Genomic DNA, 12,271 nt, shown 5'->3' with positions numbered 1-12,271 from the left:
CTACTCCGTCGCCGATGCAGCATGGGTATCTGCCCCGGCCGCCGTATCCGGCGTGACTTGATGGCCCGGTTTGTGGCGCACCGTTGCAATCAACGTATAGGCCACCGGCACCACAAACAAAGTCAATAGTGTACCGAGGGTCAGCCCGCCGACCAGCACCCAGCCGATCTGTTGACGGGATTCCGCTCCTGCGCCGGTCGAGACTGCCAAGGGTAATGTCCCCAACACCATTGCCCCCGTCGTCATCAAAATCGGCCGCAACCGCAGCACGCTGGCCTCGACGACCGCGTCGAAAAGCTCACGTCCCTCGTCGCGCAGTTGATTGGCAAATTCAACAATCAAAATACCGTGTTTCGTGATCAACCCGACCAGCGTGATCAAGCCAATCTGACTGTAAATAGACAGGGTTCCGCCCGTCAACCAGAGCGCCAGCAATGCCCCCGTCATGGACAAAGGCACTGACAGCATGATGATGAACGGATTGCGCCAGCTTTCAAATTGCGCGGCCATCACCAGGTAGATAAAGGCCAGGGCCATGGCGAACACCAGATAAATACTGCCCGACGAGTCCCGGAACTCGCGCGACTGTCCATCCAGATCGGTCTGCAATGTGTGGGGGAGTACTTGGCGCGCCACCTCTTGCATATGGTCGAGGACTTCGCCCAACGCGTAGCCAGGTGCCACCTCGGCCTCGATCTTCACCGCGCGCAGGCGATTAAAGTGATTCAGCGACTGGGGGGACACACTCTCATGCACCGACAACAGGTTGTCCAACTGCACCATGCTGCCGTCGCGCGTACGGACATAAATCCCCGAGATGTCCGCCGGGTTGCTGCGATCTTGCGGCAACACTTGCACAATTACGTCGTACTGTTCGCCATCGTCTTTGTAGCGTGTCACTTGCCGTCCACCCAGCATGGACTCTAGCGTACGGCCCACGACATCCACCCCTGCCCCCACATCGGCCATTTTGTCGCGATCCACCTGCACACGCAGCTCCGGGGTATTCAAGCGCAAGTCCGTATCCAGATTGACCAAGCCCGGATAATCACGCAACGCGTTCAGATACACGTCCACGAGCCTGTCCAACTCGGCATACGAGGCCTGGCTCATGATGATGAACTCGACTGGTTTGGAACGAGAGGACTGACCCAATGAGGGCGGATTCGTTGGAAAGGCCTTGACGCCGGGCAATGTGGCGAACTTGGCCTGCAGCTCGCGCGCGATCTCCTGCTGTTTCCGATCACGCTGTTCCCAGGGGGCCAGCCGCAAAATCACCGTTCCGTCAGTGACGGTCGGAAAGCCGATCGACGACTGGTACGCCTCGGTTTCGGGAATCTGGGTATAGAACTGTTCGATCTGCCGTACGCTATCGAGCATGTAACCCAGGGTAGCGCCCTCGGGGGATGTGACTCTGCCATAAATCGCCCCGCGATCTTCGACTGGGGCAAGCTCACTTTTGACCACGGAAAACAAGACACCGCTGCTCGCCGCCACCGCGAGCCCGATGATCACGATCAATGCCCGATGATGCAAGGCCCAAAGCAAACTCCGCCGATAACCGCTCGCCAAGCTATCGAGCCATCCCTCGATCAGGTTGTACCAGCGGCTGTGGCTGGATTGATGGCGCAACAAGACCGAACACATCATGGGCGTCAGGGTCAGCGCAACAAAACCCGACACCAATACCGCACCGGCCAACGTCAGCGCAAACTCGATGAAGAGCTTGCCGGTACGCCCCGTTGCGAACGCCAACGGGGCGTACACCGTGACCAAGGTCAGTGTCATCGCCACCACGGCAAAACCGATTTCTTTCGATCCCCGCAATGCCGCCTCACGGCGTGGCATGCCGTCCTCGATATGGCGGAAAATGTTTTCGAGCACCACGATGGCGTCATCGACCACCAGACCGATCGCCAACACCATGGCCAACAAAGTCAAGGTATTGACCGAAAAGCCAAACAGGTACATCAGGCCACACGCGCCAATGAGCGAGACCGGAATGGTCACAATGGGAATGATGCTGGCCCGCAAATTCCGCAGGAAAAAGAAGATGACCAGCACCACCAGCACAATAGCTTCGATGATGGTGTGATATACCGAGCTGATGGAACGCTCAATAAATGTCGACGTATCGTAGGCAACATTCAGCCGCATTCCATCAGGCAAGGTCTCATTCAATAACGCCACCTCATCACGCACCGCCTTGGACAAATCCAGGGGATTCGCCGTGGATTGTTTGGTCAATCCGATATTGATCGCAGCCTTGCCATTAAATCGCGACAATATGCGGTCATCCGCCGCGCCGACCTCAACCTTGGCCACATCACGGATCCGTACGGGATAGCCCTTGACGCTGGCCACCACGATGTCCGCAAACTGCTCTGGCGTCTGCAAGTCCGTTGATGACACGACCGTAAACTCGCGATCGCGCGACTCGATACGGCCCGCCGGAATCTCCACATTCTGGCTGGCAAGCGCGGTCTCAACGTCCTGAACGGTTAATTGATAGGCCGCCAACTTGCCACGATCGACGTATATCCGCATTGATGGCAGGCGTTCGCCATACACGCGGACTTCTGCCGCGCCGGGCAGCACAGACAAGCGTGTCTTGATGTAGCGATTGATATAGTCCGAGGTCTGGATCACCGAAAGCGAGCCCGACTCCACGGCGAGATAGATGACGGGCGTCGCGTCGGCCTCGACCTTGCCGATGATGGGCTCGTCGATTTCATCCGGCAGATAGCGACGCGCGCGGGACACTTTGTCACGTACCTCGGCTGCGGCGGCATCCGGATCCCGCGATAGATTGAATTTGATATTGATATAGCTGCGTTCGGACCGACTGCGCGAGGTCATCACGTTCACTCCCTCGATACCGGCCAGTTGGTCTTCGAGAGGTTTGGTGACTTGCGACTCAATGACCTCGGGAGACGCCCCTTTGTAGGTCGTACTGACAGAGATGATCGGTTCGTCGATGTTGGGGTACTCTCGCACCGTCAAGCGTGAATACGAGATCAGGCCGATCAACACAATGATCAACGACAAGACCGAAGCAAACACCGGTCGCTTGATGCAGATCTCGGACAGAATCATGATCGCGTCGCCTGTGGTCCCTGGGCCTTGCTCTGCGGCGGCGTCGTGGCGGCAGTGGGGGCCACCTCGACCGGCGCCCCATCGGTCAGCCGCTGGAATCCAGCCACCACGACTTGGTCTCCTGCAGCGACGCCCGTCAGGATTTCGACCTGACCATCCCGGCGCTCACCCAGGGTGACCTCGGTACGATGGGCATGCCCTTCTCGTACCTTGAAAACATACTGCGCCTGGCCCGACGGCGCGAGTGCCGCCTCCGGGACGGCCAATACCTCGTCGGCCCCGAACGAGAGTTGCACGCGGGCAAACATGCCCGGCCGCAAACGCGAATCCGGATTGGGAATCGTCGCGCGCAACAAAATCGAACGGCCCCCGGCATCGACCAAGGGGCTGACAGCGTACACCTGTCCCTGGCGTTCTGAACCCGGCAGGGCATCCAGACGGATAGTCAAGGTCTGGCCCACCCGGATTTTGTTGAAATACATCTCGGGCACGCGAAAATCGACCTTGAGGGGATCAATCGCCTCCAGAGGCGCGAGATCCTGTCCCTGATCGACATAATCGCCTACCGACACGCTACGCAGCCCGACGATACCCGCAAATGGCGCGCGTATGGTCATCTTGTCGAGCCGCGCCTGAGCCAATGCCGTCGCCGCCTGTTGCACTTTCAGGTTGCTGGCGGCCTCGTCGCGTGCCTGCTGGCTGACAAACCCCCGTCCCTGCAACTCGACGGCGCGACGATAATGCGTTTGTGCCAACGCCAAATTGGCACGCGCCTGATCGAATTCAGCCCGCGACACGGAGTCATCCAGACGAACCAGCACTTGTCCGCGTTCGACTGGCTGGCCTTCTTTGAAATCGATTGCCTGAATACGGCCCACGACTTCGGGACGCAACACGACCGACTCGTCTGAGCGCAGGCTTCCCACGGCGGCGATGCCGCGTGTGAATTGCAGTTGCTGGACGCGAGCGATTTCTACGCGCACCGTGTCCATGGGCCGGGTCTTCGGTGTGGCCGATGCCGCTGTTGCGGCAGCATCCGCGACTTGTCCCGTAGACGTCGCCAACCAGCGCGGCACCCAGAACCCCAAGGCCGCGCCCGCGGCGAGCCCGGCCGCAATCGCGGTCAGCAGTACAGCTTTCTTCATGCGCAATAATCGCGGTGCGTCAATAAGCCGGGGCACGCGCGTTGCGCAGCCCGACGGGGTGGAGACAAGCTATGGACCTAGCACTTTAGCACCAGCGGTTTACACACTGGCACAAACTTGTCACAGCGGGAGTAGTTGACTGGCATTTCCAGGGTATTCCCGAATAAAAAAAGACGGGTTGCCTATGCCAGGCCCAAGGTCGCGCCCACTGGACCGATGCTAAGCGGCGAGTCAGCGCGAGCCGGCCATCGCCATCATGCTAAGCGCTTACGAACGTCAGCCCTTGCGCACACTCTCCACGCCCTGGTTCGCCAGCGCATCGGCACGCTCATTGCCCGGGTCGCCCGCATGGCCACGCACCCACCGCCACTCGACCTGATGCCGGGAGACCTGCTCATCCAATGCTTGCCAGAGTTCTGCATTTTTCACCGGTTTTTTATCGGCGGTCATCCACCCCCGGCGCTTCCAGTTGACCAGCCATTCCGTCATGCCTTTCATGACGTACTGCGAGTCGGTATGGATCCGCACCCGGCACGATCGTTTGAGTGCGCGCAGGCCTTCGATCACGGCCAACAGCTCCATGCGGTTGTTGGTCGTGCCGGCCTGACCGCCGTGCAAGGTTTTCTCGTGCGCGCCGGCGCGCATCAACACCCCCCAACCACCCGGCCCCGGATTGCCTTTGCAAGCGCCGTCCGTCCACATTTCGACCTGCTGGTCGCCGTCATTGTTTATTTGCATTGTTCCTACTAATTTATATTCATTGGGCCGACCGGCGGCGCGACCGAAGGGCGACGTGCCAGGGGTCACGTTTTACCTGATCCCGCCTGACGATTCACCACGACCGACGCTGCACGGGTACGCCGACGTTTTTTAGTCTTCCATGCGGGGCCGACCAAGCGCATCCCCGCGACGTGCTTGACGGCGGATACCACGTACACCGCGCCGCCCAGTGCCCACCACCGCTTTCCGTAGGTTTCCATGAAATGCCATCGCTGCAGCCATTTTTCGGTACGGCACGCTGGGGTATAGCATCCGAAACGCCCCGGCCCGACCTCGAACGACAGCAGCTTCAGCCAATCTTTCAAGCGCGGCAAGGATACCTGAGCCGACGGGGGATGCGGCAACCAGGGTTCCATCCCCGGCATCCGGTTACGCGCACCCCAGAGGCTCCAGGGGTTAAACCCCGAAATCACCAGCCGCCCCTCGGGCATCAGCACCCGCTCTGCTTCGCGCAGCACCTCGTGCGGCGAGTTCGTACATTCAAACGCGTGCGGCAACACCAGCAGATCCACGCTTTGCGACTCGAACGGCAACGCATCGGGTTGCGCCACCACGCACCGTCGCCAACGTGCGGCCTCGTCGGGCGTCGGCATCTGCGAGCCCACCCAGCCTTTGAAAGGCATGCGATTGGCCTGCAGGAAATTTATTTCTGCCAAACCGACCTGCCAAGCGTAATATCCGAACACATCCACCAGGATGGCATCGAACTGCGCGCGCTCCCACGCCAGGACGTGTTGTCCCGGGGGTGTCTGAAACCACTCGGCTAGTTCTACAATCGGCGAAGTTTCTTCGGTCACTTCGACATTCCTGAAATGATGCAAGCCATACCCGCTACCGTTGACGACAGGACTCTCCTGCCGTTGCCCGCTTTTTCCGACAACTATATATGGGCGATTATTCGCCAACGCAACGTCGTCGTCGTCGATCCGGGCGAGGCCGGTCCGGTACTCGATCTACTCGAACAACGTGATCTGCAGTTGCGCGCCATTCTACTCACTCATCACCACGGTGACCACGTCGGGGGAGTGATGGAATTACTGCGCCATGCCTCTGTCCCCGTGTACGGCCCCGCACACGAGCGCTTGCCTCATTGTGACGTACGCCTGGTCGAAGGCGATCGTGTCACCCTGCCCGACGTGGATCTGGACATGACCGTACTGGACGTGCCCGGCCATACCTCTGGTCACATTGCTTACCATGGCAGGGCCGCCGGTCATCCCGCGCCGGTGCTCTTCTGTGGCGACACACTGTTTGCGGGTGGCTGCGGGCGACTTTTCGAGGGGACGCCCGCACAAATGCACGCGTCTCTGGCAAAATTCAAGTCCTTACCCGCCGATACACTGGTTTGCTGTGCGCACGAGTACACTCTAGCGAACTTACGCTGGGCCATGGCTGTTGAACCAGCCAATAATGCTCTGCAGCAGTGGTATCAGCGGGCCCAAGAAGTACGTGCAAAAGGCTGTCCTACCGTGCCAACAACGTTGGCACTGGAGCTGGACACCAATCCGTTCTTGCGAACCCGCCAAGCCGATGTGATTCAGGCCGTGCGCCAGCAGTCAGGTCAGACGCTGGATACGCCTGTAGCCACTTTTGCCGCTTTGCGTGAATGGAAAAACGATTTCAAGTGACAATGACCCGATGACCCTGACAAGACTTCTGCTACCTGTTGTTCTCGCCATACTTGCCGGCTGCGCCGGCACTCCCCGCCAGTCAGCGACGACGAGCCCCCCCAACAACAAGCAGCAGTATGTCGCCCAGGATACTTCGCGTACTGTCGACCTCACCAATCCGCCCGCCGATGCCTGGGATCGCATCCGCCGCGGTTTCGCCATCCCCAACCTGAACACCGATCTGTCCCGTGAATGGACAGACTACTACGCGGCGCACCCCGAAGCCGTTCAGCGCATGGCCGAGCGTGCCGGCAAATACCTGTATTTCATTGTCGACGAGGTCAATCGTCGCGGCCTGCCGACAGAGCTTGCGCTGCTGCCCTTTGTGGAAAGCGCCTACAACCCGACCGCCCTGTCTCGCTCAAAAGCCGCGGGCCTCTGGCAGTTTGTTCCCACGACCGGCCAATACTTCAATCTCAAACAAGACTGGTGGCGTGACGAGCGGCGCGACCCCATCGCCTCGACCTACGCGGCCCTGGACTATCTCGAAAAGTTATTTGAAATGCAGGGCGACTGGTATCTGGCCCTGGCCTCGTACAACTGGGGCGAAGGCTCCATCCAGCGCGCCATGGCCCGAAACGAAGCCGCCAGCCTACCCACCGACTACCTGTCGCTCAATCTGCCCGAGGAAACGCGCAACTACGTTCCCAAGCTTCAGGCCATCAAGAACCTGATCGCCAATCCCGGCAAATATGCCATCGCTCTGCCTCACGTCGAGAACTCGCCGTATTTCGCCATGGTGCGCAAGGATCGCGACATTGACCTCGAGATCGCCGCCCAACTGGCAGAGATGCCGCTTGAGGAATTCAAGGCGCTCAACCCCTCATTCAACCGTCCCCTGATTCGTGGCGAACACCAGCCTACCTTGCTGTTGCCCACCAATCGCGTCGCAACCTTTAACGCCAACTTGCTGGCCTACAAAGGTGACTTGACCTCCTGGAAGGTCTATCAACCTCGCCGCGGCGAGTCTTACGCCTCGATTGCCAAACGCTTTGGCGTCACCGAAGCGGCGCTGCGCGGCGCTAACGGGGTCTCTCGCCGCAGCAAATCAGCCAGTGGCGTCGCGCTGCTGGTACCCACCAGCAGCCAGCCGGGTGTGCAACTGGCCTCGCTCGAAGCCCCGGCCGGTGCCATCGCGCCCCCTTCTCGCGCGACCAATCGCCGCAGCGCCCGTCTGAACGTGCGTACGCACAAAGTGCGGCCGGGCGACACCTTGAGCAGCTTGGCCCGGCGCTATGGCACCTCGGTCAACGCCCTGCGCGCCCTGAACAACCTGAAAGGCAGTAACCTGAAAGTCGGCGCACAACTGCGCGTGCCCGGCACCGGGACACGCGGCTAATCGTTACGCTTTAAAATAGCTGCCTTTCCGCACGGAATTCTAAGGACAAGACTCATGGGCTTTCTCGCCGGCAAACGCATTCTGGTCACCGGAGTGCTCTCCAACCGTTCCATCGCCTACGGCATCGCACAAGCCTGTCACCAACAAGGTGCGGAACTGGCATTCACCTATGTCGGCGACCGCTTCAAAGACCGTGTCAGCGAATTTGCCACGCAGTTTGGCAGTAATATCGTGCTGCCCTGCGACGTGGCCGAAGACAGCCAGATTGAGGCGGCCTTCGCCGAACTCGGCCAGCGCTGGGATGGCCTGGACGGGCTGGTGCACTCGATTGGTTTTGCCCCCCGCGAGGCCATCGCCGGTGATTTCCTCGGTGGACTGTCACGCGAGGGCTTTCGCATCGCACACGACATCTCGGCCTACAGCTTTCCCGCACTCGCCAAAGCCGCGCTGCCCCTCATGGAGGGCCGCAAGGCATCCGTGCTGACCCTGACGTATCTGGGCGCCGAACGCGTGGTCCCCAACTACAACACCATGGGTTTGGCCAAGGCCTCGCTAGAGGCCAGCGTGCGCTACCTGGCCACGGCGCTCGGCCCGCGCGGCATCCGTGCCAACGGCATCTCGGCCGGCCCGATCAAGACCCTGGCCGCCAGCGGCATTAAGGATTTCTCGTCGATCCTGAAATTCGTCGAAGCCCATGCGCCGCTGCGTCGCAACGTGACCATCGAGGAAGTCGGCAACGTCGCGGCTTTCCTGATGTCGGATCTGGCGGCGGGTGTTACCGGGGAAATCACCCACGTCGACGCCGGTTTCTCGACCGTCACCCCCGGCATGGAATAAGTCCTCCGATCCAGACCGCGCAAAGGGGTGGTTCATGTGCTCACATGAACCACCCCTTTGCTTTACTGCGATGGCGTTTTGCTGCGGGTTTTGCTACGGCGATGCCGACCTGCGTCGGGCTGCTCCTGAGCTATTCCGGCCGCACAATCAAGGTTGACACCTGCACGTCCACCGCAGTCATCAGCTTATGTACAGGGCATTTCTCGGCAACCGCCAGCAACTCATCAATCTGCGGATCGCTGAGCTCACCGTGTAGCGTCAGCTTCGCTGTCAGACGATAAATCCCCTTGCGTTCTTCGCCCGCGTCGCGCACCACATCGACATCGACCCATTGCAGCGGGATTTCCTTGCGCTGCGCGTAGATCATCACCGTCAATGCTTTGCATCCGCCCAATGCGGTATCGAAGTAATCATGCGGATCGGGCCCATCCCCTTGCGGCTGGGGCAGGGCAAGCGGCAAAGTATGGCCCTCGGCATTAGCCGTAAACTCCAAAGTCGTCGGTGCATTTTGGCGGATACGAATCGTCATCGATGATCTCCTGCTGTGCGGTGCAATATGCGGCCCGGCGGGCCACTTTGCTCTTTGTAGCATTTCCAGCATATCGTCTCATCGTTGAATCACGCAGAATACTGACAAATTGCTGAACTTTTAGCGATTACGATAGTCTGACTTTGTTCTGCATTCTCGACAGGAACCCTTTTTATGAGCGCCCGCCAGTTACTCGAACAACTTCTGCAATCAGGCCAGGGCTTGGCCCGCGACGCCAGCGCACGCGTGCAATCCGCGACATCCGGCGGCAATACGTCGTCCTTTCTGACCGGTCTGGGCGGCGGCGCATTGGGCGCCGGCGCATTAGGCATGTTGCTCGGTAGCAAAAAGGTCCGCAAAGTCGGCGGCAAGGTCGCCATGTACGGCGGGTTGGCCGCCCTGGGCGCACTTGCCTATCGCACGTATGGCGACTGGCAGAAAAAACAGGCAGCCCAACCTGCCGGCGCTCCTGCTGCGACAACGCCCCCAGCCTTGACGGCCGAGACGTTCCAGTCCCTGCCCGCCGCCCAGCTCGAGCAGCACAGCACGGCCGTCCTGACCGCCATGATCGGCGCCGCCAAAGCCGACGGCCACATTGGCCCCGACGAGCGTCAACTCCTGGAAACCGAACTGGGTAAGCTATCCTCCGACCCCGCCGATCGCCAGTGGCTCGAGGCCGAACTGGCCCGTCCGCTGGACCCCTCCGCCATTGCCACTGCCGCGCAGAGCCCCGAAATGGGTGCGGAAATGTATCTGGCAAGTTTGATTGTGGTCGACGAAGAAAGCTATATGGAACGCGCCTATCTGGACGAGCTGGCACGCCAACTGAAGTTGGCGCCCGATCTGAAGGCCCAATTGGAAAGCCAAATGACATCCCCCCCTTCCTGAAGGACGGGGATTCCTACGGCGCTACGCGGTGATTTGCGCTGTCGCTTCGGTGGGTCTCCTGGGCTGGGCGCCTTACCGCGCTACTTATATCTCCACAGGCGTCACTTTCCGCCTATCCGGCGGTAGGCCATTTCTGGCAAAAATGGTGTTTCGGTTTACTGCAACGCCATCATTGGTGCCGTACTGGCCACCTGATAGCTGTCAAATCAAGTAAAAAAGGGAACCGCGGCGCGACCTACAACATGTCCGCCGACGACAGTGCTGGCGTCTCGGCCAAACGCTGCGTAATCGCCCGGCAGGCTTGCAACAACGGTGCGACATAGGCCGCCTCTGGGTCGGGCTTTTGCCGAAAGCGCAAGGTACTGACACTGATGGCGGCGACCGGAATACCATTGCGTCCAAATATAGGCGCGCCGAAGCAATAAATACCCGCCTCGTTTTCCTCGTCATCTACGGCCCATCCGCGCTGACGCACTTGTTTAAGTTGCGCACGCAAAGCCTGCAGATCTTTCACCGTGTTAGGCATATAGTGCGGCAGCGGTTGCGGCAAAGCATCCAGCGCCGTCCGCTGCGCGACCTCGTCTAGCAGCGCGAGATAGGCCTTGCCCACCGACGTCGAATGCAGGGAAACATTGGTCCCGATGCGCGAATGCATTTGCACCGCGCTAGGGCTTTCCAGCTTTTCGATATAGACCATGTGCTGGCCGTTCGGCACCGCCAGATGCACCGTTTCGCCGGTCAGATCACGTAGCTGCTTGAGTTCTTCAACGGCTGCCAGGCGCAACTCAGAACGCCCCCAGCTACGGCTGGCCAATTGGATCAAACGAGGCCCCAGGGTCAGTTTTCCGGAGTGAGGATGCTCGGCCAACAAGCGCTCGGCGAGCAACGCCGCGACCGTACGGTACACGGTGGGACGCGGATAACCGCTGAGCTTGCTGAGCTCGGCAATCGTCATGGGCTCTGCCGTATCCGCTACCAACTGCAGCACATGCATGAACTTCGAAAACGCAGCGGTGCCGGCTACCTGAGCAGTCGGGGGAGAAGCAACGGATGTAGAGGCTGACATCGCAACGAATGAGTAAATCAAAAGAAAGGCGGCAAGAGGCTTGCCACGCGCAAGCACACCGGGGTGCACCAACAACAGCATTATCCCCGGATTAATCTACGCCATGCAGCACAGCGTCCGTCAGACAACCCATTGCCGACTCGAGGCTCTCTGCTCATAGTCATCCAGGTCTCTCATCGACGGGTGCCGCCATCGGTGTTAGGCCACCAGATACCCCCCATCCACGGGCAGAATCACACCCGTCATAAAGGCCGCAGCCGGCGTGCACAAAAATACCGCTCCTTCGGCCACGTCCTGCGGCGTGCCCCAGCGACCCAGCGGAGTACGCGACAGAATCGGTGCCGACCGCACCGGATCTTCCTGCAACGCCCGTGTCAACGGTGTCGCAATCCAACCCGGCGCAATCGCATTCACACGGATGCCATCCTCTGCATAAGCCAGCGCAAGCGACTTCGTCAATTGTGCCACGCCCCCTTTACTGGCGGCATAAGCCGGCACCAGGGATCCGCCAAAAAAACTCAGCATGGAAGCGGTGTTCACAATGCACCCCCTGCGCCGTGCCAAACGTTCACGTGCCGCACTGCAAACACGCATCGTGCCTGTCAGATTCACTGCCAGCACCTGCTCAAACACGGCGGGATCATGCTCTGCGCCACGTCGAATAATGCCGGCGCAGTTCACCACAATATCTAACGCATCCAGACCGACCAGCAAAGTCTCGACATCCTCCGCTTTGCTGACATCCCCGATACGCACCTCGATATCCGAACTCAGATCGGTCGAGTCAGAGCTCAACCCCGCTGCGATCGTGCGTGCGCCCAGCGACGCCAGGCGATTGGCAATGGCGGCACCAATCCCCTGTGTCGCGCCAGTCACTAAGACAGTTTTCCCCGCAAATAAATCAGCCTGATACGTCATATC

Annotated in this window: 11 protein-coding genes; 4 read left to right on the top strand and 7 right to left on the bottom strand. The window is 59.9% G+C overall.

Features of this window, described 5'->3' with window-relative positions:
• The 4 genes from ACYVDM_RS03725 to ACYVDM_RS03710 form a co-directional block, all read right to left on the bottom strand.
• On the bottom strand, positions 1–3,096 hold the full coding sequence (locus tag ACYVDM_RS03725; protein ID WP_415792154.1) for an efflux RND transporter permease subunit: 3,096 nt from the start codon (positions 3,094–3,096) through the stop codon (positions 1–3).
• The gene (locus ACYVDM_RS03720; protein WP_415792155.1) at positions 3,093–4,241 is read right to left on the bottom strand and encodes an efflux RND transporter periplasmic adaptor subunit; all 1,149 of its coding nucleotides are present in this window, start codon (positions 4,239–4,241) and stop codon (positions 3,093–3,095) included. Before ACYVDM_RS03720 ends, ACYVDM_RS03725 begins: the two co-directional genes overlap by 4 nt.
• 276 nt (positions 4,242–4,517) lie before the next feature.
• Positions 4,518–4,979: a ribonuclease HI gene (gene rnhA / locus ACYVDM_RS03715; RefSeq protein WP_415792156.1), complete on the bottom strand. Its 462-nt coding sequence runs from the start codon at positions 4,977–4,979 to the stop codon at positions 4,518–4,520.
• Between the two features lie 65 nt (positions 4,980–5,044).
• Positions 5,045–5,818, bottom strand: coding sequence for a class I SAM-dependent methyltransferase (locus ACYVDM_RS03710; RefSeq protein ID WP_415792157.1), 774 nt, complete (start codon positions 5,816–5,818; stop codon positions 5,045–5,047).
• Between the two features lie 18 nt (positions 5,819–5,836).
• Here ACYVDM_RS03710 and gloB point away from each other — a divergent pair, with 18 nt between their 5' ends.
• Genes gloB through fabI form a run of 3 tightly spaced genes read left to right on the top strand, consistent with a single transcriptional unit; the run spans position 5,837 to position 8,867 of the window.
• Positions 5,837–6,649, top strand: coding sequence for a hydroxyacylglutathione hydrolase (gene gloB / locus ACYVDM_RS03705; protein ID WP_415792296.1), 813 nt, complete (start codon positions 5,837–5,839; stop codon positions 6,647–6,649).
• A 10-nt stretch (positions 6,650–6,659) separates the two neighbouring features.
• The gene (locus ACYVDM_RS03700; protein WP_415792158.1) at positions 6,660–8,030 is read left to right on the top strand and encodes a transglycosylase SLT domain-containing protein; all 1,371 of its coding nucleotides are present in this window, start codon (positions 6,660–6,662) and stop codon (positions 8,028–8,030) included.
• A 54-nt stretch (positions 8,031–8,084) separates the two neighbouring features.
• Positions 8,085–8,867, top strand: coding sequence for an enoyl-ACP reductase FabI (fabI, locus tag ACYVDM_RS03695; RefSeq protein WP_415792159.1), 783 nt, complete (start codon positions 8,085–8,087; stop codon positions 8,865–8,867).
• Between the two features lie 130 nt (positions 8,868–8,997).
• On the opposite strand, the gene ACYVDM_RS03690 is transcribed toward fabI, so the two are convergent.
• A complete protein-coding gene (locus ACYVDM_RS03690; protein WP_415792297.1) occupies positions 8,998–9,396 on the bottom strand; it encodes an OsmC family protein in 399 nt (132 codons plus the stop codon).
• A 174-nt stretch (positions 9,397–9,570) separates the two neighbouring features.
• Between ACYVDM_RS03690 and ACYVDM_RS03685 the strand changes: the two genes are divergently transcribed.
• Positions 9,571–10,284: a tellurite resistance TerB family protein gene (locus tag ACYVDM_RS03685; protein ID WP_415792160.1), complete on the top strand. Its 714-nt coding sequence runs from the start codon at positions 9,571–9,573 to the stop codon at positions 10,282–10,284.
• 235 nt (positions 10,285–10,519) lie between these two features.
• Here the strand turns inward: ACYVDM_RS03685 and ACYVDM_RS03680 are convergent, their stop codons facing one another.
• Together ACYVDM_RS03680 and ACYVDM_RS03675 are read right to left on the bottom strand one after the other, a co-directional pair.
• On the bottom strand, positions 10,520–11,350 hold the full coding sequence (locus ACYVDM_RS03680) for an IclR family transcriptional regulator (RefSeq protein ID WP_415792298.1): 831 nt from the start codon (positions 11,348–11,350) through the stop codon (positions 10,520–10,522).
• Positions 11,351–11,548: 198 nt separating this feature from the next.
• Entirely contained in the window at positions 11,549–12,268 is a 720-nt protein-coding gene (locus ACYVDM_RS03675; RefSeq protein ID WP_415792161.1) for an SDR family NAD(P)-dependent oxidoreductase, read from the bottom strand.
• Between the last annotated feature and the right edge of the window lie 3 nt (positions 12,269–12,271).

It is taken from the genome of Bordetella tumulicola (assembly GCF_054779135.1).
The sequence above is the reverse complement of the archived record's forward strand: the minus strand, read 5'-3'. Positions and strand labels throughout refer to the sequence as shown.